This is a genomic window from Algoriphagus sp. UBA3586, assembly GCF_002376385.1.
GTDB classification, from domain to species: Bacteria; Bacteroidota; Bacteroidia; order Cytophagales; family Cyclobacteriaceae; genus Algoriphagus; species Algoriphagus ornithinivorans.
Genome location: NZ_DFMT01000044.1, coordinates 17,804 through 44,678, shown reverse-complemented (window position 1 = coordinate 44,678; position 26,875 = coordinate 17,804). Strand labels below are relative to the sequence as shown.

Sequence of the window (26,875 nt, the reverse complement as noted above, 5' to 3'; positions counted from 1 at the left end):
AGCGTTCGGATGATGGAGTTTTTCGACCATCACTTGAAAGGTGAAGCAGCTCCTGACTGGTGGAAAAGCGGTGTGAATTTGCTGGACTTGGAGGAGCATTTGAAGGAAAGAGCTTTTTAGCAAGTCAGAAAGCTTAAGTATGAAGTCTAAAAAAAAACACCGACCTAGACAGATCGGTGTTTTTTTTTGAAAGGCTTAGTTATATTTAGTTCATGACTCGACTTTTTGTTCAAATTTTATTGATCCTAGGTATAGTGAATAATTCTTATGCCCAGCAGGATTTAGGCTTAGAAAGGCAACTTTTAATAAAAACTTCACCTTTAGCTTTCTTGGAACCTGAAACGATTGTTCTTCAAGGTGGCATTGAATACTTTTTCAGCAACAAAATCAGTATTCAGTCTGAGATAGGTGTGAATGGAGGGATTTTTGGAATTAAGACTGACCGAGGAAAAAATGAAGATTTTAAACTTTGGCGAACTAAGAACGAGCTGAAATTTTACACCAAAAAGAATTATTGGGCGATTGAATTATTCTTTGTCAATAAAGACTTCATTCGAACCGATGATTACTACAGCCAAACTGGACGAACCTTTTACTATGATGAGGCAAGGATTCGATTTCAAGTTATCGGTAGTGGAATCAAGTTTGGCCGACAAGTCTATACATCCAAAAATATCCTAATTGACTCTTTTGGAGGACTTGGATTTCGTGGACGTTATAGACAGATCAGTCAGGTGGAGTTATCTGAAAATCAGAGTGAGCGGTTGAACGAGAATTTCTTTGATTTTTCAGGGCGATATCGATTCAAAGGATGGGATTCCGTTCCTCATTTGACTATAGGTGTTAAAGTGGGGATTTTAACAGGGAATTCCAGATGATTCCTGCTGTCAAAAAAAATTAAGTGCTTTCTTTCAAATATTCCTTCCCATTCCAAGCCTCCAAGTCTTCTTTGGCGATTAAAATACTTTTCAGTAAGTAGCTCAGGATATGAATATTCGGGTCACTCGCCTGATCAAAATCGCTCAGCATAAACTCCAGACCTTCCATCTCTACCAAATCCTTGATGTCTTTAAACTCGCCGGATAAGGCAATTTCTTTCAAAGACTGCATGACTTCCTGTTCTACGAAGTCTAAATTTTCAAATGCTTTTTTGACAAAAGCTTGGTAGATGAGATTTTCCATAGCCTGAAAATTAAAGGGCTATGAATTTACATTCCTTTTTTCTGATTTTCAATGAGTTGACAAAAATTGTCTCAGAAAAATATTCACATCAAAAATAATTTTCTGACTTACTTGGAAAAAGAAAAGGTTCCAAATCAATTAGCATTTTTTTTATTCCTGAGTCATTTAGGCGAAATTGAAGGTACAAACCAATTTTTCTAAGGATGGAAATTCAAACTTTTGACTCAATTATCATCGGTTCCGGACAAGCAGGAAATCCTTTGGCTTTCTTTTTAGCTGCGAAAGGCCAAAACGTAGCTTTGATAGAAAAAGGAAAACTCGGCGGAACTTGTGTGAATACTGGTTGCACCCCTACCAAAACTTATGTCGCCTCTGCAAGGAGGGCTTGGGAAGTCAATCAGGCGTCGGAATTGGGGATTTCAACTGAAAAAAGCCCTACTGTTTCTTTGGAGAAAATTTGGAAAAGAAAAGAAAAAATCATCTCCTCCTCAAGAAATGGGATTCAAGACGGAATTGAAAGCAATGACAATATCACTCTTTTCAAGGGTGTCGGAAAGTTCACAGGACCCAAAGAAGTAGCTGTTGGGAATCATAGGCTAAAAGCCGAAAAGATCTACATCAATGTGGGAGCCAGACCCAGAATTATTCCTGGATTTGAGGAAGTTCGATTTTTTACTAATGAAAGTATTCTTGATTTAAAGGAAGTCCCTCAGCATCTCATCATCATTGGAGGAAGCTACATTGGGTTGGAGTTTGCTCAGATTTTTAGAAGATTTGGTAGCAAGGTAACCGTATGTGAAAAGGGACCACGTATCATCCATCGAGAAGATCATGATCACTCGGAAATGATTGAGCAAATTTTAGAATCTGAAGGGATTCAGTTTGAATTAAACGCCAATTGCCTCTCAGGAAAAAATTGGGGAGATTCCCAAGTGGAGGTTCAAATGGATTGTGGTGGCAAAGAGAGAAGGATACGCGGATCTCACCTTTTACTTGCTACTGGAAGAAAACCCAATACAGAATCCTTGGGACTTGAGCTTGCCGGAGTTCATCAAGATGAACAGGGCTTTATTTCGGTAGATGATTTTCTAAAAACCAATAAGGAGGGGATCTACGCCTTAGGAGATTGCAATGGAAAAGGAGAATTTACGCATACAGCCTACCATGACTTTGAGATTATAAAAGACCATATTTCAGGAAATAAAAAGAAAAAAGTCAGTGATCGCATCCTCAACTATGCCTTGTATGTTGACCCTCCTTTTGCCCGGGCTGGAATGAATAAATCAGAGGCTTTGAGATCTTCAAAAAAGTACCTGCACGCTGAAATGCTGATGAAAGATATCAATCGGGCTAAGGAAAAAGGAGAAACTCAGGGCAAAATGAAAGTTTTAGTAGAAAAGAGTACTGGCCTCATAGCTGGAGCGATGGTTTGCGGAACAGGTGCAGACGAACTGATAGGAATATTTCTGACAGCTATGTATGGCAAAATCAATTATGAAATTCTAATGAACTCTGTTCAAACTCATCCCACTGTAGCCGAATTGATTCCCACACTTTTACAATCTCTTCAACCGCTTGATGTATGAAAATTTCAAATAAAATTCTCGCAATCTTCAACCTGTTCATCTTGATAGCATTGATCTATTGGAATTATAAAGTCAATACGCTTGGAATAAATGGGAATACGGTAGGATCACTCAGTAGGGAATATGAAAATCTATTTACTCCGGCCTCTTATGCTTTTTCTATTTGGGGTTTGATTTTTCTGAGTTTGACAGCACAGGCGATCTATTTGGTAAAATCAGCCTTTTCACAAAATCAAGTTGATTTCATTCACAAAATGGCCCCCTTCTTAATCCTAGCTAACCTCCTCAATGGAGCTTGGCTTTGGTTCTGGTTGACTGAACAAACAGGCATTAGTGTACTGATAATGACAGGCATTTTAGCCTCCTTAATCTTGGTTATTTTAAGACTGAATATGGAGCGCTGGAACGCTCCAAGAAACATCATTGCATGGATCTGGTGGCCTATTTGTCTTTACTCTGGATGGATTGCGGTGGCTACGATCGCTGATTTTTCGGCTTATTTAGCTAAAGTAGGTTGGACAGGAGGTTCGAATGAACTCACTTGGACCCTAATAATGATACTAGTCGCAACGGCTTTAAATCTTTGGATCATTTATACCAGAAATATGAGGGAATTTGCCTTGGTTGGGGCATGGGCTTTGATAGCTATAGCGGTAAGGCATTGGGAAGTAATTCAGGAAATTCAGTGGATTTCTGCCGCAGGAGCAGTTACTATCATCTTGTATGCAGGAGCACACGGTTTTAAAAACAGAAAAAGCAATCCTTTTTACCCGAAAAACAAGCTTTAAAACACTTAAAATCAATAGATAACAGCGAAAAACAACATTAGCGTTTTTTCTCTCTTTTTTTCAAAAAATAAATAATCGAAAAGACTGAAATCATCGGATTTTTTAATTCTATTTTTGCGGAAATATTCAAAAGAATCTTTAACCCTTTATTCAGTTTACTATGGTAATTTCTCTGATTCTTTTGGTGATAGGTTTAGTCTTACTGGTAAAGGGTGCCGATTGGTTGGTGGATGGAGCATCCGTACTTGCCAAGAAAAAAAACGTCTCTGATTTAGCCATTGGTTTAACCATCGTTGCCTTTGGTACATCTGCTCCCGAATTGATTGTAAATGCCATTGCCGCCACAGAAAACTATCCAGAAATAGTTTTTGGCAACGTGATCGGCTCGAATAATTTTAACCTTTTCATGATTCTGGGAATAGCAGGGCTAATCACTCCCCTTGCTGTTCAATCCAGTACAGTTTGGAAAGAAATTCCCTTTTCTCTTTTTGCGGCCATATTGATACCTGTTCTCGTAGGTTCATTCTTTTATGATTCGGGCTTTGAATTAGGGAGAACCCAAGGCTTGATTCTACTGGCCTTTTTCTTGGCATTTCTTTATTATGTGGCTACCCAGTTGAAACAAGACCCGGAAGCAACGTCAGGCGAAATCCCTCCTTACTCAAATCTGAAAATTTGGAGTCTAATCATTATAGGTTTAGCGGGGCTAGTTGGAGGAGGAAAGTTGGTGGTGGATAATGCAGTCAGCATGGCCCAGACATTGGGAGTAAGCGAAAAAATCATTGGTTTAACCATCGTGGCAGCAGGTACTTCCCTACCCGAACTGGCAACTTCTGTTGTAGCTGCAATGAAGAAAAATGCAGATATAGCCATTGGCAATATAGTAGGGTCTAATATTTTCAACCTTTTACTCATATTAGGCGTAAGCTCCCTCATTCGCCCATTGGAGTATAACCCATCATTCAATATGGATATACTTTTATTGAGCGGTGGAACCATCTTTCTATTTCTTGCCATGTTTACCGGCAAAAGGAAAAAGTTGGATCAATGGGAGGCATTATTGCTACTCTTGGCATATTTGGTATACACCGGATTCCTGATTAGCGGAGAAATTTAATAATACTCATGAGCATGATGTTACTCGCTGATTTGAATTTAAGCCTTCCGATTACCCATCCGGGGATGAAATTTCTGATCATTCTGGTCATCATTCTTTTAGCGCCCCTTCTTCTTACTCGACTCAAAATCCCTCCACTTCTGGGCTTAATTGTCGCCGGAGCTATAGTTGGTCCCAAAGGATTTGGATTGATGGAGCGAGACAGCGGAATAATTCTCTCCGGCACAGCTGGCTTGCTTTATATTATGTTTTTGGCAGGCTTGGAAATAGACTTTCAAGACTTTAAGTCTCATAGCAAAAAGAGTTTGGTCTTTGGAATGCTGACTTTTTTAATACCCATGGGACTAGGTACTTGGGTAGGACTATATCTCTTGGATTTATCCATGATTTCTTCCGTGTTGTTGGCAAGTATGTTTGCTTCACATACCCTCATAGCTTATCCGATTATTTCAAAGCTGGGGATCACAAAAAATCGTGCTGTTACGGTAGCTGTTGGGGGAACATTGATTACAGACACTTTAGCCTTATTGATTTTGGCTGTAATTGTTGGCATGAGTAAAGGGCAGGTAGATAGCATTTTTTGGATCAAGCTAATGGTTTCATTACTGATTTTTTCTGCAATCGTTCTCTGGGTAATGCCCCGATTTGCCAAATGGTTCTTGAAATTTAATGAGGATGCCATCCTTCAATATGTGTTCATTTTAGGCTTGGTCTTCGCAGGAGCATTAATGGCTGAAATGGCTGGCCTGGAGGGAATCATTGGCGCATTCATGGTTGGGTTAGCTCTCAACCCTTTAATTCCAAGAACCTCGCCATTAATGAATCGGGTGGAGTTTGTAGGCAATGCCATATTCATCCCCTTCTTTTTGATTGGAGTAGGAATGTTGGTGGATTTCAGGGTGTTTTTTCAGGATGAGGAAACTATCAAGGTAGCCGTTGTCATGACCGTTACAGCCACCTTAGCCAAATATCTGGCCGCCTTAGGTACACAAAAAATCTTCAATTACAGTGCAAACGAAAGAAGAATAATTTTCGGATTGAGCAATGCCCAAGCTGCTGCCACTTTAGCTGCAGTATTGATCGGCTATAATTTAATTATTGGAATTGACGATGCCGGAAACGCCATTCGACTTCTTCCTGAAAGTGTCTTAAATGGCACTATCGTAATGATATTAATTACCTGTACACTTGCGTCCATAGAAGCTCAAAGAGGAGCTAAGGGAATCGTCATCAGTGAAAGTGATTTGTCTGACCAAAATGTGGCAGATTTACCTGAGAGATTTTTGGTTCCTGTCAGAAATGAGGAGACTGCAGAGGAATTGATCAACTTAGCGATCAATCTCAAATCTCCAGACTCTAAAAGCGGGATTTATGCTCTCAGCATTATCAATCCGGAACAGCAAGACAGCAATGCCGAGGTAAAAGCCCAGAAAACGCTTAATAAGGCCAGTGAAAGGGCCGCCGCTACGGATCATAACTTGTATGAATTGCTCCGATACGACACGGATGTTTCCAAAGGGATTTCCAGTGTGGTTTATGAAAATAAAGCGACTGATTTAATCTTAGGACTTCACGTACAGCAACCATTTGACGAGTCTTTTCTTGGTAATCTTACCCAAGGGCTATTGAATAAAGTAAACACGACTACCTACATCTATCGACCTTTCAGCCCTTTTTCCAGCCAAAGAAGGATTTTAGTGGTCATTCCACCGAAGGCAGAGCAGGAGCTAGGTTTTCCTTTTTGGCTGATTAAAATATGGAACCTGGCAAAAAATTCTCATGCTAGAATGATTTTCTATGTTTCAGAGCCATCCAGAGAATACATAGAGGAAATTCTGGCTAATAATCCTATCCGAATAGAGTTTAGAGAATTTGCCGGTTGGGAGGAACCAGAAAATCTCCATATCCAACTGAGAAAAGATGATTTTGTAATCTTGATTTTAAGCCGAAAGGGTAACCATTCTTACCATCCCAAAATGGAGGACTTGCCGGATTTAGTCAACCGCTGGCTGAAAGAAAAAAGTTTTTTGCTGGTATATCCTAATCAACCATTCTCAGGTTCTTTTCCTGCTATGGATTTTCTTCACAGCACGCTTCCTGGTCCTTTGGATCAGATGGAATTAATTTCTCAGGCTGTAAATAAGATTTTTAAAAAGGGGAAAAATCAAAAAGGGAATATCCCCAAGGCTAACTAATTCCAAATTCGGAAAGACCAAGAATTTGAAAACCATAGAATTATTATTTGTTTTTGGTTTATAGATGCCACTTTTTCACCACAGAAATAAATTTCATTTTTCAAATGGGGCTATTGTTTTAACTTGAAACAATAAACTCAGCCTATACCTATGTTCTCGTTTTCACCCTTTTTTGGGAAGAACTTTTCGTTTTTCCTGATAATCCTTTTGCTTTCCTTTCCACTTTTTGCGCAGGAAAATACTGGAAAAATCAAAGGGAATGTCATCGATCAAAGTACAAGAAAAGCCTTGCCATTTGCTACCATTGCTATTTACTCGGAGAAGGATAGTTTAATTGGGGGAGGAATTACAAGTGATAATGGCAAATTTTCCATTGAACTACCAAATGGAAAATTCTATGCTCTTGTAGAGTTTATGGGCTTTGAAGCGAAAAAAACCAGCTTGTTTTCATTAGAAAAAAACAACAATACACTGGATCTAGGAGAAATTTTGCTATCTCCTTCTGCGTCCGATTTGGAAGAAGTTTTAGTCCAGGGCGAAAAAACACTCATGGAACTATCTCTGGACAAGAGGATATTCAATGTCGGGAAGGATTTGGCGAATGCAGGAGGAACAGCTTCAGATATCCTAATGAACCTACCTTCAGTTGCAGTCGATCCCGAGGGAAATGTCCGTCTAAGAGGATCTGCGAATGTCAGGATTTTAATTGACGGCAAACCATCTGGATTAGTCAGTTTTAAGGGAGCCGCAGGACTCAGACAATTACAGGCTAACATGGTAGAAAGGGTGGAAGTGATCACCAACCCGTCAGCGAGATATGAAGCCGAAGGAATGGCTGGCGTCATCAATATCATTCTGAAAAAAGACAATCAGCAAGGAATCAATGGATCTTTTGAGGTAATTGGAGGAACTCCTTTGAATTTAGGATTTTCTGCAAACCTAAATTATCGCAAAAAGAGGATCAATTGGTTTATCAATTACAGCTTTGCAAGAAGGCATCAGCCTTATGTGAGTGAACTCTATCAAGAAGTATATGAAAATGGACAAACTCAGATTTTAATCCAAAATAATTCCGGTAAGGTCAAAGGCTTCAATAATTCAATCCGGGGTGGTTTGGATTATTTCTTCAATGAAAAAAGCATTTTGACTCTTTCTTATCTCTGGAGAAGGAGTGATGCGAGAAGAATTACAGATATACGGTATGAGGATTATCTAAACAGTCTGAATAATTTTTTAGGCTATAGCTTGAGAAGGCAAGATGAAACAGAGCAGGAACCCAATTCAGAAATCTCTTTAAACTACAAGCGGAATTTCGAGAAGAAAGGACATGAATTAAATGCAAATTTCACCTACTTGAATTATTGGGAAAATTCCGATCAGTTATTTACCGAAAATAGATTTAACAGTAATAATCAGCCATTAAACTCCCTAGTTCAAACCTCCTTGAACGATGAGTATGAAAATCAATACCTCCTTCAGTTGGATTATGTAAAGCCCATTTCAGCGGAAGGGAAGTTTGAAACCGGATTCAGAACTAGCTTTCGGGAAATGAAAAATGATTTTGTTGTCTCCGAAGAGAACGAAAGCGGTCAATTAAATCCAATTCCTGGTTTGGATAATATTTTTATCTACAATGAAAATATCCTTGCAGCTTACACGATTTTAGGAAACAAAAGTGGCGATTGGAGCTATCAGGCAGGAATCAGGGCGGAGTATACCGATGTAGAGACCATTCTTTCAGAAACCAATGAAAGAAACCCAAGAAACTATGCAAACTTATTCCCTAGTGCCCATCTAACCTATAATATTTCTAAGGAAAATGCTATTCAAATGAGCTATTCAAGAAGGGTTAGACGCCCTGTCTACAATGATTTGAGCCCATATGTCACTTTTTCTGATCAAAGAAACTTTTTTAGTGGCAATCCGGATTTAGACCCTGAATTCACCGATGCCTTGGAGCTAGGCCATATCAAGTACTTTGAAAAAGGAACACTCTTTACAACTGCATACTTCAGAGACACCAAGGATAAAATAGAAAGAATCAGGACTGTGGATGAACAAGGGTTTTCAGTCACCTTACCTTTCAACCTTACTGGAGAGCAAGCATTTGGTCTGGAATTGAGTGCTGACTATAAAATCAAATCCTGGTGGAAATTGGATCTAAATCTAAACTTTTTCCATGCATCCATAGACGGAAGTAATATTCAGACCGAATTTCAAGCTAAAACCTCCTCTTTTTTAGCCAGGCAAACCTCCAGATTTACTCTCAAAAATGGCTGGGATCTTCAAGTCAGATCAAATTATGATGCTCGCCAAAAAACTGCCCAAGGGGTGAGAAAAGGAATCTTTTTCATGGATTTTTCTGCCAGCAAACAAATCTTAGCAGACAGGGGAAGGTTGATATTTACTGCCAATGATATTTTCAACTCTAGAAGGAACCGCTACATTACTGAAGGCTTCAATTTCTACACAGAGGGGGATTCTCAATTTATCCGAAGACAATTAAATCTAACATTTAGCTATCGCTTAAAGCCATAAGCCTGAATTGGAACAATCATAATGCGTCAACTTATAATTTCCGTCCTTCTAATAGCCTTTGCCAACTCAGTCTGTTTTGGTCAAAAAATTAATGCTGCTTATCGCCTTCCTATCCAAAAGGCTGTTTCTCCTATTACCATCGACGGGGTTTTGGATGAAAAAGCCTGGGAATTGGCAGAAGTAGCTACCAACTTTTTCATGATTACTCCGATGGATACTAGCTATGCGCAAGTTCAAACGGATGTGCGAATGACTTACGATGAGCAAAATTTATACATCATTGTAGTCAATCATCATTTGATGGAGGGGCCATACATGGTAGAATCGCTTCGTAGAGATTTTTCATTTGGAAAAAATGACAACTTTTTACTCTTCATGGACCCATTTGATGATCAGACCAATGGATTTACGTTTGGAGCAAATGCCGCAGGAGCACAATGGGACGGGATTATGTTTAATGGTGGGAGTGTGGATTTAAGTTGGGACAATAAATGGACTTCCAAAGTCAAAAATTATGAAGACAAATGGATATTTGAGGCAGCGATCCCTTTTAAATCCATTCGTTACAAGAAAGGAATTAAGGAGTGGGGAATCAATTTTTCCAGGCTTGATTTGAAGGCTACAGAAAAATCAGGCTGGGCACCTGTCCCCAGGCAATTCCCTTCCGCATCTTTAGCTTACACTGGAATATTAGTCTGGGATAACCCTCCACCATCAGCAGGAGCTAATGTATCCATCATTCCTTATGCCTTGGGAGGAGTTTCCAGAGATTTTGAATCGAAAAGCAGCAATATTTACAGAAGAGAAGTAGGGATAGATGCCAAAATTGCTTTGACCTCTTCATTAAATTTAGACCTTACTGTCAACCCGGATTTTTCTCAGGTAGAAGTGGATAGGCAGGTAACCAATCTAGATAGATTTGAATTGTTTTTTCCTGAAAGAAGACAGTTTTTTCTTGAAAATGGAGACCTGTTCGCAAATTTCGGTTACAGTACAATTAGGCCATTTTTCTCAAGAAGGATAGGCTTAAATGCCCCAATTCAGTTTGGAGCCCGACTCAGTGGGAAAATTAATAAAGACTGGAGAATCGGAGCTATGAATATGCAAACAGGGGAAGTGGAATCAGATGGCCTTCCTTCTCAAAACTTCACAGTTTTAGCCTTGCAAAGACAGGTAGGCGCACGATCCAATATCACTGGTATTTTGATTAACAAGCAATCTCTGAATTACGATCCGGATCCCAAATCGGAGCACCCTTTATATAGCCAGTTCAACCGAAATGCAGGATTGGAATACAACTTGGCCTCCTCAAACAATCTCTGGACTGGAAAAGCCATGGTTCTGAAAAGCTTCGGGCCAGATGGAACACAAGAAGGATTTGTTCATGCGGCAAATCTCAAGTATGCTTCAGGTAATCTCAGTTGGAACTGGCAACATGAATATGTTTCTGAAAATTATACTGCAGAAGTTGGTTTCGTGCCGAGGAATGGATTTTACAAGATTAGCCCGACAGTGGCTTATCGTTGGTTTCCCAAGAGTGAAAAAATCCTTTCTCATGGTCCTGATGTCGGGACCACATTCTTCTTCAATACTACCGGCCAACAAACAGATAAAATCATTAATGCCGCATACAGCGTGAGATGGAGAAGCCAAAGTAACCTTACGGTCTGGATGGGCCATGATTTCGTGAGACTACAACGTCCCTTTGATCCGACCAATTTCTCCGGAGAAACTCTTCCAGCTGGATCTATACACAAATGGAATAGCTTGGGAGCTGAGTATAACTCCAAACCCCAAAGCCTTTTTACTTACAGCTTTTCCACCAGAATGGGAGGTTATTATGCCGATGGTGATCGATTTAATATTAGCAGCGAATTGGGATATCGATTCCAGCCCTTTGTCAGCATCGCAATGAGCTCCAATTACAACAGGATTGTTCTTCCAGAGCCTTGGAATACAACCAATTTCTGGCTAGTAGGTCCTAGGCTGGATATTACTATGACCAATACAGTTTTTTTCACGGCATTCGTTCAGTACAATGAACAGATTGAAAACATCAACCTAAACACCAGGTTTCAATGGAGATTTAAGCCGGCCTCAGACTTGTTTATAGTCTATACCGACAATTATTTACCTGCCCCTTTCTATACCAAAAACCGATCAATTGTTTTGAAATTCACTTATTGGTGGAATGTTTAGGGAGTCAACCAGTTACCTTCTCATTCATTTTCTTCATTAAAAACGATTCTTAAATGTCCATTTTTGGATAGTTGTAAAACCTCTAATTCTTGAGGAACAAACTCTAAAACCGTAAAAAAGTGAATATTGGAGTCACCTTCCTTCCAGCCATCATCTGGGCTCGAAATCTTAGTTCCAGGAGCCTGACTCCCAGTATATTCAGACCTTCGGTGACTTGGAATAGTTTGCCATAGTTTATTCGACATTTCATCTTGAAAATGAAGGATGGTCTGTACTTTCACTCTGATTTGTACCTGCTTTTTGGGATGATATAAATGAAGCGTCGCATGGGAGTTTTGCTTCAAATCTGAGCATTTTTCAGATCTATAATCTGTATAAACAAAAAAGTGAAGCTCTTGAGTTAACTTTCTTAAAACTACAGTCCGAACAGAAGGAAATTCACCGGAAACCGTCCCCAAATTCACCCAATGGAATGGGTGCTTGGCATCTAGCGCACCACGATGCAATTCATGTTTGACAGCTTGCCAGATTTCATCTTTGGTGTCTTTATCCTGAAATAACATTATTGTTCGATTGAGTTGGCTTCAAAATAAACAAGCTCATTTTCTTCCAATTCTAAATTGATCTGAATCGGATTGCAGCATACCTCACAATCTTCAATATATTCCTGCCTGGAGACGGAAGGGTCAAGGAGCATAGAAATTTCTTCGAAGCAATAAGGGCATTGGAAAAAGTGCTCGATCATAGTGCTTTTCTTTAATTAACTTCCAAAAGGAATTAGAGTTTAAAACAAAAAACCTCGGATTGCTAAATCCGAGGTTATTTTTCTTTCAATTTAATTAGACTTCAACAGATGCCTCTACATTTTTAAAGTAGACTTGTTTGTCTGCATCCAAATCCACCAAGACTGCGGAGTCATTTTTAATATAGCCTGCTAATATCTGCTTGGAAAGTTCATTTAAAATCAATCGCTGCATAGTTCGCTTTAGAGGTCTTGCACCAAACTGCGGATCAAATCCAACTTCACCTAGATAATCCAATACCTCAGTGGTAGCTTCTATCTCGATATTTGATTCAGATAATCGCTTTTGGATTTCTCTCCATTGGATATCCACGATCTTACGGATGATCTTTTTATTTAAAGGCTCAAACATGATCGTTTCATCGATTCGGTTTAAGAATTCCGGTCTGACAGATTTTTTCAATAAATCGAATACTTCTGTCTTTGTCTTTTCCAAAATCTCTTCCTTATTCCATTCCTCCATTTCCGCAAAGCGTTCCTGGATCAAATGAGAACCGATATTTGTAGTCATGATTATGATCGTGTTCTTGAAGTTGGCAATTCTACCCTTGTTATCTGTCAACCTACCATCATCCAAAACCTGCAATAGGATATTGAACACATCTGGATGGGCTTTTTCGATCTCATCTAGTAGAATTACGGAGTAAGGTTTTCTTCGGACGGCCTCAGTCAACTGTCCACCTTCATCATATCCCACATATCCTGGAGGCGCTCCGACTAATCGGCTGACGGCATGCCTTTCCTGATATTCCGACATATCGATCCTCACCATGGCATTTTCATCATTGAAGAGATATTCTGCCAAGGCTTTCGCCAACTCGGTCTTACCAACTCCTGTGGTACCCATGAAGATAAAGCTACCTATGGGACGCTTCGGGTCCTGTAAGCCAGCTCTGCTACGACGAACGGCATCAGAGAGTGCTACTATGGCTTCTTTTTGCCCGGCTATTCTTCTGCCCAACTCATCTTCCAGATGAAGTAATTTTTCCCGCTCAGATTGAATCATCTTGCTAACCGGAATTCCAGTCCACTTAGATACTACAGAGGCGATATCTTCATTATCCACTTCCTCTTTGAGTAGGGGGGAACCTTCTTGCATTTCATTAAGCTGTTTCTGGAAAGACTCCAGCTTTTTCTCAGACTCGACAATTTTACCGTATCGGATTTCTGCAACTTTCCCAAAATCCCCAGCGCGCTCTGCCTGTTCGGCTTCCAGTTTGAATTTATCGATATTCTCCTTTTCTCGTTGAATACCCATAATCACAGCCTTTTCACTTTCCCATTTGGCCTTCACGGACTGACGCTTTTCGGATAGCTCGGCTATTTCCTTACTCAAAGTAGCCTCCTTATCCTTGTTCTTTTCTCTTCGAATTGCCTCTCTTTCGATTTCGAGCTGCATGATTCGGCGATTCAATTCGTCTAATTCCTGAGGCAATGAGTCAATTTCCATTCTCAGTTTGGCCGCAGCCTCATCCATCAAGTCGATAGCCTTATCCGGCAGGAATCGATCTGAAATATAGCGTTGGGAGAGCTCTACAGCAGCAATTACTGCATCGTCTTTGATTCTTACACCATGGTGCAATTCATATTTATCTTTGATACCTCTCAGGATAGAAATTGCATCTGCCGCATCAGGTTCATCCACGATCACCGTTTGAAAACGTCTCTCTAATGCCTTATCCTTTTCGATGTACTTCTGATATTCTTTCAAAGTGGTCGCACCAATCGCATGCAGCTCCCCTCTTGCCAAAGCAGGCTTCAATAAGTTGGCCGCATCCATGGCTCCTTCGCCTCCACCTCCGGCTCCAATCAGCGTATGAATCTCATCTATAAAGAGAATAATTTCTCCGTCGGAATCGGTCACTTCTTTAATTACAGCCTTCAATCTCTCCTCAAATTCCCCCTTGTATTTGGCACCTGCCACAAGCAAGCCCATATCCAAAGAAATCAAGGTCTTAGATTTGAGATTTTCAGGTACGTCACCCGAGACAATTCGTTGAGCTAGTCCCTCCACAATAGCAGTCTTACCTACTCCGGGCTCACCCAATAAGATCGGGTTGTTTTTAGTCCTTCTTGCCAGAATCTGTAACACTCTACGAATTTCCTCATCTCTGCCAATTACTGGGTCGATTTTACCCTTTTTGGCTAAATCATTCAGGTTTTTGGAATACTTTTCCAAAGCCCTGTATTTACTTTCAGCGTTAGGATCAGTCACTTTATTTCCTTTTCTAAGTTCTTTGATACCTTCAATCAGAGGCTTTTCAGCAATACCCTGATCTTTCAACAATTGTGCAGTGGAATCTGAACCCGCTAAAATTCCTAGCAGCAGGTGTTCTATTGCCACATATTCATCTCCAAAAGTTTTGAGGTAATCCTTTGCTTTTGTGAGAGCCTGATTTGCAGAGTTGGAAAGGTAGGGCTGTTGATTTCCCCCACTAACCTTTGGTAGTTTCCCTAATAACTCTTCCAACTTCTGAGAAGCTAATTGTTTATTGGCACCGAGTTTTTTGAAAACAAACTCAGTAACATTCTCATCTTCGGAAAATATCCCTTTCAGCAAGTGAGCCGTTTCAATGGAGGGTTGCCCCGAGGCAATTGCCAGCTCAGCGGCCTTTTGGATAGCTTCCTGAGACTTGATGGTGAATTGTTTAAAATCCATGTATTGATAGTGGTTTAGTTACAAGTTTACCGCTTTCTATTTTGAAAATAGACAAGCTAATATCCTTGCATCAAAAGTATCGCCAATAGGATTTTTCAGCCAATCTGTCTGAAAAAGAATGTATTTATTGAAAAAATAGGAAATTTTGTCATTAAAAAATTCCTATTCCTTTAGAATTCGAATCACTTCAGTGTTCTGCGCATTGGTTAATTTAAGCAAAAGGACCCCTTTTGGTAGGCTTTCCAGTTCCTGCTGAATTAATCTATTGAGTTCCATAATTGAATTGGCCTGAAAACTTGAAGAATATCGGCCAGCAGTATGTATAAGCTGAACCGAGATCTCGTTTCCTTCTAAGTGATTTTTTTCAGTTGGGGAAACTCTCAAATTAGATCCTCTTACAGGATTCGGAAATGCTTGCCATTTGGAAACTTGAGAAGCCGGAGTGGCTAGCTGAGCTAATAATACCTTTCCTACATTCTTCTTCCCGGAAAAATCTACTTGCACCAAGCGATAATAAAGTCGGTCAGAATACAATGGTGGAAACTCGTCCATGAATTCATAATTAGTAACATTGTTAGTGAAGCCTTGACCCTGAACGGTCCCGATTACCTCAAAACCATCTACTCCATTGGTAGACCTTTGTATCTGAAAATAATCATTTTCATATTCCTTCAGTGTAGACCATTTAAAGCTAATTTTTCTTTTTTGTTCATTTACTTCCAAAGCGTATGAACCATATTCTACAGGCAGAATTCTGGCAAAATCATAGCGAATCAGCACTATACCGCTTCCTCCCCTACCACCTGTAAAGGCATTTAAAGGAGAACTACTTCCACCTGCTCCTCCTCCAGAACCCGTGTTAGCACGACCGGGCTGGCCATTTCCTGAGACAACTGCATTACCTCCTACACCAGAACCTCCGGGTGCAGCATCACCCACTCCTGAACCCGGGTTACCTGCTACTCCACCACCGCCACCAGCAAACATTCTAGGGATGTCGGCTGGAAGAGCAGAAGGAAGTAAATTTGTGTAGAAACCATTTGAAGCCCCACGTCCCAATCCGCCTGCCCCACCGGCATTATTGTTATCAGGTTCTCCTCCAGGGCCTGCGATTCCACCTCCGCCACCTCCTCCGGTCACGGAGGTATTTCCTCTTCCACGACCGCCTGGATTACCTAAAGCAGAATTTACAGCTTCTCCACCAAAAATGGGATCTGAAGCTCCTGTTCCGTAAGCTCCTACTGAACCACCTCCGGAGCCTCCTCGATTACCTCGGCGTTGATCGTTGTAATTAGAATTATTTCCCTCTACAACAGAATTGGCACTTCCACCACCCCCGCCACCTATAGCGGTTATATTGATGAAGATTGGACTTGGACTTGATACTGTACTGTTTTCACCATTTTGCGCCCGAACATTAATCAAAGTAGCTCCGAGGCCTCCAGATCCTACTGAAATGCTTAAAGGTTGCCCTTGCTCCTCAGCATTATTGACTTGAAATTGCAATTGATTGGGATTCGTGATATGAATGACCTGACCAGCTCCGCCTCCACCGGCTCCTCTATTCCCGGAATCACTTCGCTTACCTCCGCCTCCACCACCTGCGATTACCAGCATTTCAGTCAACTCAGTCAAACCCTGAGGTGGTCTCCAACTATTCGTAACTCCTCCGTTATTACAAAGGAAGGCTACGATGACAAATTCGTCTGAAGAAGGCGTCCCAAAAATATATTCTCTAACGCAGGCATTGATGGTATTTGTCCTTTTGAGTTGTGTTTGTGAAAATGCAGGATTAAACCCCAAAAGGTTTAGACCAAAAATCAATAAATAACTTACTAGTATATTTTTTTTCATCCTTTTCACTATTCAACTTTAGGTTCAGTCAGTTATAGCTACGAGGAGTAATTCTATTCTGGATTAATTACTAAATAATAAAAAAACACCTCTCGTATGGAGAGGTGCTTGATATAAATTCGAAAATTCAGACTAAATATGGAGGCTACTTTTTCGCATAATCTTCTACTGCCTGCCAAACTCTAAAGATATTTTTATAGCAAATTTTCTCAATATCCTCTTTAGAATAGCCTCTTTTCAAAAGTTCTGCAATCAAATTGGGGAACATGGAGACATCTTTCAAACCAGTGGGTAACGAGTCACCTACCCCATCGAAATCAGAGCCAAAGCCTACATGATCAACCCCTACCAGATTAACTACATGGTCAATATGGTCAGCCACTTTCTGAACAGAAGGGAAAGGGTTATTAGCAGCTGCATAAGATTCCGCATATGCTCTGAAAGCAGAATCGCTTCTGCTTAGATTATTTTCAGCCATATAGTTCACTAAATGCTCTCGCACTTTGGAAGAGCCCACCGCATAAGCAGAATCAATAAAACTCCCACCAAAATTGATCATCATCACTCCACCGTTTTTGGCCATAGCCTGAATCAATTCATCACTCATATTTCTCTCAAACCCAGGGGTAAATTTTCTAGCTGAAGAATGCGAGGCGATTACTGGAACTTGGGTTATTGCCAAGGCATCCTTAAATGTTTCATCGGAAACGTGACTTAAATCCACCATGATCCCCACTCGGTTCATTTCCTTGACTACTTGCTCTCCATATTCAGACAGCCCGCCGTGAGGTCTTAATGAATCATAACTGGAATCTCCGATCAAATTTGCTTTCCCATGGGTCAAAGTGATATAGCGGATACCTCTCTGATGAAAATACTCCACGTTGGAAATATCATCTTCCAAACCAGCTCCATTTTCCATTCCCATTGGTAATGAGACTAGGCCTTTGGCAAAGTTGGCCTCTACATCCGCAGGACTGTAAGCCATGGCAAATTTATCCGGAAAGGTTTCAGCTAGTCGCTCTGTCATGAGAATCAAGGAATCCGCCAATGCTTTGGAAGCTCCTGGGATCTGCTGATTTCCGGCTGGGATATAAATTGACATGAAAGGAGCATCTAAGCCTCCCTCCTTAGCTCTCGGGAAATCAAAATTTCCGTCAGGGGTTCTAACAGAAACATCCAGAATCTCTCTTTGCAAAGTAAATCCGCCCACTTTCATCCTGTAGGGCAAGTCAACATGACCATCTACCATGATGGTGTTTTGGGCTATTTCTTTAGCAATTTCCAATCGTTCTTCATCGGACATTTGAGTATAATCCACCTCTGTGTTTTCAGAAGTTTGACAAGAGGATAGAATCGCCGCAAATGCGAGAAAGCTCAGGTATTTTTTCATCATAAGGTTGGTTTCAAATTGGAATATAAAACCTTTTGAAGAATGACTCAGAAAAAATCCACCAATGGTTAAACCAGCCAAAGAATCATTGATTTCTAAGCTCAAAATTATAAAAATCCAAAGAATCAATTGAATTATCGTAAATTACATTTAACCAATATCAGCACCATGAAAAAAGCCATTTACATTTTTGTCATTTCAATTTTAATCATCTCTTGTTCGGAGAAGTATAACTCACCCATTCAAGTTGACATCGCTTCAGAGTTGGAGCAAGAGCTAAAAGACGGTAGACTTCTAGTTATTTTTTCTCCGGACAGTACTCCCGAACCAAGATTCGGAATCAATGATGAAGTGAGTAGCAATCAAGTTTTTGGGATGGATTTCGAAGGTTTCGAAGCAGGCAATCCTATCATTCTAGACCCAGAAAGCTTTGGATATCCTATTGAGCAACTCAAGGATTTCCCAAAAGGAGAATATTACGTTCAGGCTTTTATTCAAAAACATGAAACTTTTGAACGCGCTGATGGCCACACTGTAAAACTTCCCATGGATCAGGGAGAGGGCCGCCAATGGGCAAGAGCTCCAAAAAATATTTACAGCACTCCGAAAAAAGTCCTTTGGGACGGAGAGAATCTCAGCCTGACTATTGACCAGGAAATTCCACCTGTTCAAGAACCCGAAGACACAGAATACATCAAGCATATCAAAATCAAATCAGAGTTACTTTCCAAATTTTGGGGTCGGGACATGTATTTAGGCGCTCATGTTTTGATTCCTGAAGGGTTTGATCAAAACCCTAATCAATATTATCCCCTGATGGTTTTCCATGGGCATTTTCCTGATGATTTTGGAGGATTCAGAACCATCCCTCCTGATCCGGAATTGGGAGAAGATGATTACAGTGCTCGCTTTGGAATATATGGTTATGCCAAACTTCAGCAGCAAGAAGCCTATGATTTTTACCAAAAGTGGATTTCACCGGACTTCAAGCGATTTATTATCATAGAAATCCAACATGCTAATCCATATTACGACGACAGTTATGCTGTTAACTCAGAGAATTTGGGACCATATGGAGATGCGATCACCTATGAATTGATTCCTTTTATAGAAAAGCAATTCCGGGGAATAGGTGAAGGATGGGCTAGGTTTTTATATGGAGGATCCACGGGTGGATGGGAGGCTTTGGCCGCTCAGGTATTTTATCCGGAGGAATACAATGGCTGTTTTGCAGCATGCCCTGACCCTATAGATTTTAGAGCATACACCACTGTCAATCTATATGAGGATAAAAATGCGTATTTCTTAAATGGGACGTTCAGAAAAACTCCTAGAGTTGGCAAAAGGAACTATTTAGGCCATGTATCTGCTATGTTAAAGGATATGAACCATAAAGAATTGGCTCTTGGTGGAGAAAATAGCCGCTCAGGAGATCAATTTGACATATGGCAAGCGGTATATTCTCCTGTAGGTAATGATGGTTATCCCGAGCCTATTTGGAATAAAAAGACCGGCGAAATTAATCCTGGGGTAGCGGCTTATTGGAAGGAAAATTTCGACCTCCGATATATTATGGAAAGAGATTGGAAAAAGCTCGGACCAAAATTGGAGGGAAAAATCAATATTTATTGTGGTGATATGGATAACTATTATCTCAATAATGCAGTTTACCTCACTGAAGCTTTTTTGGAGCAAACTCAAGATCCTTATTATGCTGGAGAAGTAGCCTATGGGGATAGAGCTGAACATTGCTGGAATGGTGATCCAAGCCTTCCCAATTACATCACTCGTCTTCGCTACAACACCATGTATTTAGATAAAATTGAGGAAAGACTGAAATCTACAGCTCCATCAAATTTTAATCAACAAAACTGGACACTAACCAAAAATTAAAAAAATGAAATCAACTATCAAACTTGGCCTACTTGGCCTATCAGCAAGCTTTTTATTTGCACAATGCGGACCACAGAAAACCGAGGAAACCGAAGAAGTTGCAGTAATTGAGGAGGTAAAAACACCAACGCTCACCAAACTTTGGGAAACGCCTGCCACACTAGAGACAGTAGAATCAGTTCTTTACGACGAGGAGACAGGTACAATTTATACCTCCAACATAATTGGCCAAGATCCATTGGGTAAAGATGGTAAAGGTTCAATTTCAATTATTGACAATGAAGGTAATATTGTAACTCAAGATTGGGTTACTGGACTGAACGCTCCAAAAGGAATGGGCATCAGTAATGGAAAATTGTATGTCACTGATATTGATCAGTTAGTCGAAATCGATATAGCAACAGCGAAAGTATCCAACAGATGGCCTGTTCAGGGGGCTCAATTCCTGAATGATGTGGCTACTCATGATGGCAAAGTTTATTTCACAGACATGAATACTGGAAAAGTTCACATGTATGCTGATGGGAAAATCAGCACCATCTCAGAAGGACATGATAGTATCAATGGTATAGCAGTTGCGAATGATGGAACTATTTATGGTTTGGATGCATCTGGCTTGAAGAAATGGAATGCAGACGGTACCGCTGAGGTAGTCAACAATGCGGTAACAGGAGGAGATGGATTGGTGATCTTAGGAGACGGAAACTTTGTGGCTTCAAGATGGCAAGGTGAAGTTTGGTTTGCTAGCGCTGAAGACCAAAGCATCCTACTAGACACCAAAGCTGAAGAATCCAATACAGCAGACATTGGATACAATCCATCAGAAATGATCGTATATGTCCCTACCTTCTTCAAAAACAAGGTAGTAGCTTATAAATTGGATTACTAAGATATAGCTTTAAAGGTCAAAGGGGCTGTAAAATCAGCTCCTTTTTTCTTCTCTAAGTAGTTTAAAATCCACTCATGGAAACTCAAATAAGGAATAGAGTTTTTCCGTGCCGATTCTGCATTATTGTCCTTACCTTTATAACGATTCTAATTAGCAATAAATAAAAGAATCAAATAACCCGAATATTATGAGTTCAAAACCTATCAATTACGAGCTGGAAAAAAACATGGAAGTCATTTCCCAGCTGGATGCCATCGTTGGTGATGCTGTGGATAATGTGCTGGTTGATCCCGATGACTGTTGGCAGCCATCTGATTTTCTTCCAGATATGTCCAATCCAGAAGCGATTGAAGACATTAAATTATTGCAAATGCGGGCGGAAGGGATTCCAGATACCGTTTTGACTTCTCTGGTAGGAAACATGATCACTGAAGAGGCATTACCTTCTTATCAGACTTACTTTAATTTGTTGGAAGGAATCAATGAAGAAAGAAACCTTCTTTCTCCTTCAGGCTGGGTTAGATGGTCAAAAGCTTGGACTGCCGAAGAGAACCGTCACGGAGATCTTTTAAACAAGTATCTCTACCTAACAGGAAGAGTGGATATGAAGGCAGTAGAGCAAACCATCCACCGTTTGATTTCGAATGGATTTGACCCGAAATCAGAATCTGATCCATATCAGGCTATGATTTATACCTCCTTTCAGGAAAGAGCTACTAAGATTTCCCACGTAAACACAGGTAAACTTGCCGATAAAGCAGGAGACCATGTGCTATCAAAAATCTGTAAAACTATTGCGGGTGATGAAGCAAGACATGAAAAGGCTTATAAAACCTTCATGTCTAAAATTTTTGAAATAGATCCTAGCGGTGCTATGGTAGCCTTCGAAAAAATGATGCGCAAGCAGATTGTCATGCCGGCAGTATTAATGGGAGAAGGTGGAAGCCGTCAATCTTTGTACAAAGACTTCTCTGAAATCACTCAAAAAGTCGGAATCTACACAGGCTGGGATTATGCTAGAATCATTCAGCACTTGGTGGATCACTGGAAAGTTGAAGCTGTAACAGGCTTAAATGATATGGCCGCAAAGGCTCAAGATTACTTATCAAATCTTGCAGATAGATATATGAGATTGGCAGACCGAATGAAAGCACCCGATGAGGTGAAGTTAGCTTGGTTGAAATAAATAATGTCAAAACCACGAATAAAAGTCCTGTCTTTACGGCAGGACTTTTTTTGTATATTTCTATTCTTCAAAAAGCTAAACTTATGATTCAAAGAATATTTCTACTGACTCTCTTATTGCTGTTTTGTTTACAAATAAGCTATGCGCAGTCATTCAAAATCAATTCAGACAGACTTCATGCCTCATTAATGCAGCTTTCCACCTTTGGAAAAAATGAAAAAGGGGGAACGGATAGAATTGCATATAGCGATTATGATCTACAAGCTAGGGAATATGTAATCAGCCTCATGAAAGATGCAGGTCTGAGTGTTTCCGTGGATTTTGCTGGAAATATTATCGGAAGAAAAAAGGGAACAGACGATACTTTAAAGCCCATCGCATTTGGATCACATATAGATGAAGTGCCCAATGGAGGAGATTACGATGGACCTGTGGGATCTATGTCATCCATTGAGGTCATCAAAACCTTAGCTGAAAATAATTTTACCACTAAACATCCTTTGGAAGTAATCATATTTACCAATGAGGAAGGTGGAGTAGTAGGAAGTAGAGCTTTGGTAGGCCAATTGAGTAAAGAGGCACTACAAGTAGTAAGTAATGCAGGAATCACTCAATATGAGGGCATCAAAAAATTAGGAGGGAATCCTGATAGAATCAATGAAATTAAAAGAAATCCGGGTGATTTGGCGGCTTTTTTAGAATTACACATCGAACAGGGAGCAAATCTTTACAATGAAAAAATAGACATTGGTGTGGTGGAAGGAATTGTAGCAATTGACTGGTGGGATATCACATTTACAGGATTTGCCAATCATGCCGGAACAACTCCTATGAATCTTCGAAAAGACCCTATGCTGGCAGCAGCAAAATTCATTCTAGCGGTAAACCAAACTGTGAAATCCTATGAAGGAAGACAGGTGGCAACAGTTGGAAAAATTCAGGCATTTCCAGGAGCTGGTAACGTAATACCAGGAGAAGTAAAACTCAATTTAGAAATGCGGGATCTCTCCTCAGAAAAAATTTGGACTATTTACAAAGACTTAGAAAAACAAGCTAAGAGGATAGCGGAGGAATTTGATGTTGAGTTTAATTCAAAACATATTGAGGTTGCATCCAAACCAGCATTAGCTGATCCAGAGGTCAGAAGGGTAATTCAGACTCAAGCAGAAAAACTGGGACTTTCAACTCTAAGCCTTCCGAGTGGAGCCGGACATGACGCTCAAGAAATGGCTAGAATTGCTCCTATGGGTATGATCTTTATTCCAAGTAAAGATGGAATTAGCCATGCACCTTCTGAATTCTCCAGCAAGGAGGATATTGCCAATGGCGCCAACGTACTTCTTTACACCATTTTAGAACTGGATAAAAAGCTTCAGTAATCGTAAAAAACCAATTCACTAAACTTTACCCATTTTTACATTTACATGTATATACATTAATTAGCTATGAGAAAGATCAAAAAAATACACAAATCAGAATACCGGCCTATCGCAGACCTAGTTACATATAGCCCTATGCCGACGCGGTCTTTACAAATGATAGATCCTTTTTTGTTTTTGAATCATCATGGATTTCAAACCTATCCTGAGCATAATCAAGGTCTGCCGTTTGGACCTCATCCACATAGAGGAATGGAAACAGTAACCTTCATTTTGGAAGGTGATATCATGCACAAGGATTCTAGCGGGCATGAATCTGTAATTGGGCCTGGAGGAGTCCAGTATATGACTGCTGGGAAGGGATTGATTCATGCTGAAGTTTCCAGCTCTGAGTTCAAGAAAAAAGGCGGTGACTTGGAGATCCTCCAATTATGGTTGAATCTTCCAGCTGCGAAAAAAATGATGGATCCGAATTATATCGGCTTGCAGAAAGATGATATCCCAACCTTTGAACTGAGCGAAGGTAAAATTCAGGTTCAGCAACTCTTTGGCGAATGGAATGGTGTGAAAGGCGCTTTTGAGGGAACCTTCCCCATTACCATGAGCACCATTTATTTAGAAGAGGGTAGCCAGTTTACTAAGGAGATCCCTGAAGATGAGAATATCTTCTTTTACTTGGTTCGCGGTGAGGTAACAGTCAATCAAGAGGAAGTTCAATTCCGACATTTGGTAGAATTTGAAAATGAAGGTTCTACGCTTTCTGTTAAAGCTCAGGAAAAATCAATTCTAATCTTGGGTCATGCTAAGCCTTTCAATGAGCCTGTAGTGGCTCAAGGACCATTCGTCATGAATTCTCAGCAAGAGATCTATGAGGCTTATGAAGATTACCAGCAAGGAAAATTTGGTTCTTGGAATGGTTAAGAATCGATAATGTCTTGGGAGATCAGCCGATAAATTTCAGCGATTTGCTCATTGTAATTTAAAAAGCGGTGATGATCTTCCAAGACTTCATAGTCTTCCCGAATGGCGGGACCAGTTTGCGCTTTTTGAGCGCCTATCTGTAAACTTTTTGAGATAGTTTCAATAATTAGAGGTTTGATCATTTCGAAATCCAAGCCTTGCCTTCTCATAATTTCTTCAGCAATTCTAATCATGTGATTTGAAAAATTACTGGCAAAAACGGCGGCCACATGCACTGCCTTTCTATCCTTGGATCTCACAAAATAAGTTAAGTTAGAAACACTTTTTGCCAGCTTTTTTAGCTTTTGCAATACCTCCTGATCATCAGATTCCAATAAAAAAGGCACTTCTGATAAATCCATTTTCTGCCCCATGGTGAAGGATTGCAATGGATAAAATATCCCTGTGTAGCTAGCCGAACTGTAACCCAAAACGTCCAGAGGCATCGTCCCAGAAGTATGAACCAAAATACTTCCTTCCGGTAAAATAACGGAATCAGCAATTTCAAGGATAGCATCATCTTTCACTGCTAGAATAAAAATCTCAGCTTCACTTTCCGAAAAATCTAAGTCCTCCTTAGCTAATGCAGCATAGACTCGCTCAGTGATTCTCCCTGCCTTCTCAATATCTCTGGCATAAACTTCCGTAATCATATGCCCTGCATTCTCCAATGCCGGAGCTAAATGCCAGGCTACATTTCCTGCTCCTAAAATGGCTATTTTGAACTTCATGACGGAATTAAGCTATTTTTTAGGCAAAATAAAAAAGCCATTTCCCAAAAGAGAAATGGCTTCACTAAATCAATTTCAAACTTATATATGTAAGGCTCTATTATCAGTAGCTGCCAAACAAGCCTCTTTAAACGCTTCGGTATACGTAGGGTGAGCATGGGACATTCTCGCGATATCTTCTGCAGAAGCTCTGTACTCCATCGCAACAACTGCTTCAGCGATCATATCAGCAGTTCTAGGTCCAATCATATGGACACCCAGGATTTCGTCTGTCTCAGCATCTGCTAAAACCTTCACTAAGCCATCAGTATCCATAGAGGCTCTTGCTCTACCTGATGCCATGAATGGGAATTTCCCTGACTTATATTTAATACCCTTTTCCTTCAACTGCTCTTCTGTATATCCTACGGAGGCCACTTCTGGCCAGGTGTAGACAACACCCGGAATCAGGTTATAATTAATGTGAGGTTTTTGACCGGCAATTGTTTCTGCTACAAAAGTTCCTTCCTCCTCAGCCTTATGAGCCAACATGGCACCTTTCACGACGTCACCAATAGCATAGATGTGTGAGGCTGAAGTTTGTAAATGCTCATTCACTTCCACTTGCCCTCTGTCATTCAATTTGACACCTGCAGCTTCAGCATTCAAGCCTTCAGTATATGGCTTTCTTCCTATTGAAACCAGAACATAATCGCCCTTGATCTCGATGGTTTCTCCTTTTCCGTTTTCAGCCTTTACGATAACTTCTTTTCCTTTATTTTCTACAGAAGTCACCTTGTGTTTCAGATAAAACTCAAAGCCTAATTTCTTTAAAGACTTTTGAAGCTCTTTGCCCATGGTCTTATCCATAGAAGGAATCAAAGAATCCATAAACTCAACTACAGAAACTTTGGCTCCCATTCTACCATAAACGGATCCTAATTCCATTCCAATCACACCGCCGCCTATCACGATCAGGTGTTTTGGGATTTCCTTCATTTTCAAAGCTTCGGTAGAAGTAATCACTCTATCCTTATCCAGCTTGATGAAAGGCAAGGAAGCTGGTTTAGAACCCGTAGCTATGATGATATTTTTACCTTGGATCTCTTCAGACTTACCATCCTCTTTAGTCACTTTGATGGTATTCTTATCTACAAAAGAACCCATTCCGTGGTGAACATCAATTTTATTCTTCTTCATCAAAAATTGAATCCCATCCACATTTTGTTTGACCACATCATCCTTTCTGGAAATCATCTGCTTCAAATCCACTTTCAGATTACTCAAATTAATACCATGAGTTTTGAAAGTATGGGCAGCATTATGATAATGCTCTGAGGAGTCAAGTAAAGCTTTGGAAGGAATACAACCTACATTGAGACATGTTCCGCCCAATGTTGAATATTTTTCAATAATGGCTGTTTTCATGCCCAATTGAGCAGCTCTAATCGCTGCCACATATCCTCCCGGGCCGGAGCCAATTACTATAACGTCGTACATTTTTTATCAAGTATTATGTACCAAGTATCAAGTACTAAGTACAAC

General features: G+C 40.2%; 20 protein-coding genes. 12 read left to right on the top strand and 8 right to left on the bottom strand.

The window, feature by feature from the left end:
• Positions 1-212 precede the first annotated feature (212 nt).
• Positions 213-878, top strand: coding sequence for a DUF3575 domain-containing protein (locus B2906_RS15625; RefSeq protein ID WP_286941533.1), 666 nt, complete (start codon positions 213-215; stop codon positions 876-878).
• 19 nt (positions 879-897) lie between these two features.
• Here the strand turns inward: B2906_RS15625 and B2906_RS15620 are convergent, their stop codons facing one another.
• Complete coding sequence (locus B2906_RS15620; RefSeq protein WP_091650991.1) at positions 898-1,182, bottom strand: hypothetical protein; 285 nt, start codon at positions 1,180-1,182, stop codon at positions 898-900.
• 203 nt (positions 1,183-1,385) lie between these two features.
• Between B2906_RS15620 and B2906_RS15615 the strand changes: the two genes are divergently transcribed.
• The 6 genes from B2906_RS15615 to B2906_RS15590 all read left to right on the top strand — a co-directional run bounded on the left by B2906_RS15615 (position 1,386) and on the right by B2906_RS15590 (position 11,605).
• A complete protein-coding gene (locus B2906_RS15615) occupies positions 1,386-2,768 on the top strand; it encodes a mercuric reductase (RefSeq protein WP_286941526.1) in 1,383 nt (460 codons plus the stop codon).
• Positions 2,765-3,556 (top strand): hypothetical protein, encoded by a 792-nt coding sequence (locus tag B2906_RS15610; protein ID WP_286941524.1) that lies wholly within the window; start codon positions 2,765-2,767, stop codon positions 3,554-3,556. Before B2906_RS15615 ends, B2906_RS15610 begins: the two co-directional genes overlap by 4 nt.
• Before the next feature lie 160 nt (positions 3,557-3,716).
• Complete coding sequence (locus tag B2906_RS15605) at positions 3,717-4,673, top strand: calcium/sodium antiporter (protein ID WP_286941522.1); 957 nt, start codon at positions 3,717-3,719, stop codon at positions 4,671-4,673.
• Between the two features lie 14 nt (positions 4,674-4,687).
• Positions 4,688-6,868 carry a cation:proton antiporter gene (locus tag B2906_RS15600; protein ID WP_286941519.1) on the top strand — a complete coding sequence of 727 codons (2,181 nt, stop codon included), beginning with the start codon at positions 4,688-4,690 and terminating at the stop codon, positions 6,866-6,868.
• Between the two features lie 150 nt (positions 6,869-7,018).
• Positions 7,019-9,406: an outer membrane beta-barrel family protein gene (locus B2906_RS15595; RefSeq protein WP_286941515.1), complete on the top strand. Its 2,388-nt coding sequence runs from the start codon at positions 7,019-7,021 to the stop codon at positions 9,404-9,406.
• Between the two features lie 21 nt (positions 9,407-9,427).
• Positions 9,428-11,605 (top strand): DUF5916 domain-containing protein, encoded by a 2,178-nt coding sequence (locus B2906_RS15590; protein ID WP_286941512.1) that lies wholly within the window; start codon positions 9,428-9,430, stop codon positions 11,603-11,605.
• 20 nt (positions 11,606-11,625) lie between these two features.
• Here the strand turns inward: B2906_RS15590 and B2906_RS15585 are convergent, their stop codons facing one another.
• From B2906_RS15585 to B2906_RS15565, 5 genes are all read right to left on the bottom strand, one after another.
• A complete protein-coding gene (locus B2906_RS15585) occupies positions 11,626-12,168 on the bottom strand; it encodes a pyridoxamine 5'-phosphate oxidase family protein (RefSeq protein WP_286941509.1) in 543 nt (180 codons plus the stop codon).
• The gene (locus B2906_RS15580) at positions 12,168-12,350 is read right to left on the bottom strand and encodes a CPXCG motif-containing cysteine-rich protein (RefSeq protein ID WP_091651010.1); all 183 of its coding nucleotides are present in this window, start codon (positions 12,348-12,350) and stop codon (positions 12,168-12,170) included. The genes B2906_RS15585 and B2906_RS15580 overlap by 1 nt, the downstream gene beginning before the upstream one ends.
• A 94-nt stretch (positions 12,351-12,444) precedes the next feature.
• On the bottom strand, positions 12,445-15,066 hold the full coding sequence (clpB, locus tag B2906_RS15575) for an ATP-dependent chaperone ClpB (RefSeq protein ID WP_286941497.1): 2,622 nt from the start codon (positions 15,064-15,066) through the stop codon (positions 12,445-12,447).
• Between the two features lie 162 nt (positions 15,067-15,228).
• Positions 15,229-16,920, bottom strand: coding sequence for a T9SS type A sorting domain-containing protein (locus B2906_RS15570; protein WP_286941493.1), 1,692 nt, complete (start codon positions 16,918-16,920; stop codon positions 15,229-15,231).
• A gap of 145 nt (positions 16,921-17,065) precedes the next feature.
• Positions 17,066-18,313 (bottom strand): dipeptidase, encoded by a 1,248-nt coding sequence (locus B2906_RS15565; RefSeq protein WP_286941538.1) that lies wholly within the window; start codon positions 18,311-18,313, stop codon positions 17,066-17,068.
• 168 nt (positions 18,314-18,481) lie between these two features.
• Here B2906_RS15565 and B2906_RS15560 point away from each other — a divergent pair, with 168 nt between their 5' ends.
• From B2906_RS15560 to B2906_RS15540, 5 genes are all read left to right on the top strand, one after another.
• Positions 18,482-20,206 (top strand): alpha/beta hydrolase-fold protein, encoded by a 1,725-nt coding sequence (locus tag B2906_RS15560; protein ID WP_219957743.1) that lies wholly within the window; start codon positions 18,482-18,484, stop codon positions 20,204-20,206.
• 4 nt (positions 20,207-20,210) lie between these two features.
• Positions 20,211-21,095, top strand: coding sequence for an SMP-30/gluconolactonase/LRE family protein (locus B2906_RS15555; protein ID WP_286941471.1), 885 nt, complete (start codon positions 20,211-20,213; stop codon positions 21,093-21,095).
• A 187-nt stretch (positions 21,096-21,282) separates the two neighbouring features.
• Entirely contained in the window at positions 21,283-22,281 is a 999-nt protein-coding gene (locus tag B2906_RS15550) for an acyl-ACP desaturase (RefSeq protein ID WP_370627647.1), read from the top strand.
• Positions 22,282-22,364: 83 nt separating this feature from the next.
• A complete protein-coding gene (locus B2906_RS15545) occupies positions 22,365-23,660 on the top strand; it encodes a Zn-dependent hydrolase (protein ID WP_286941469.1) in 1,296 nt (431 codons plus the stop codon).
• 66 nt (positions 23,661-23,726) lie between these two features.
• Positions 23,727-24,581: a pirin family protein gene (locus tag B2906_RS15540; protein WP_286941467.1), complete on the top strand. Its 855-nt coding sequence runs from the start codon at positions 23,727-23,729 to the stop codon at positions 24,579-24,581.
• On the opposite strand, the gene B2906_RS15535 is transcribed toward B2906_RS15540, so the two are convergent.
• Complete coding sequence (locus B2906_RS15535) at positions 24,578-25,351, bottom strand: Rossmann-like and DUF2520 domain-containing protein (protein WP_286941461.1); 774 nt, start codon at positions 25,349-25,351, stop codon at positions 24,578-24,580. The two genes, B2906_RS15540 and B2906_RS15535, sit on opposite strands and share 4 nt — an antisense overlap.
• An 81-nt stretch (positions 25,352-25,432) precedes the next feature.
• The gene (lpdA, locus tag B2906_RS15530) at positions 25,433-26,830 is read right to left on the bottom strand and encodes a dihydrolipoyl dehydrogenase (protein ID WP_091651034.1); all 1,398 of its coding nucleotides are present in this window, start codon (positions 26,828-26,830) and stop codon (positions 25,433-25,435) included.
• Between the last annotated feature and the right edge of the window lie 45 nt (positions 26,831-26,875).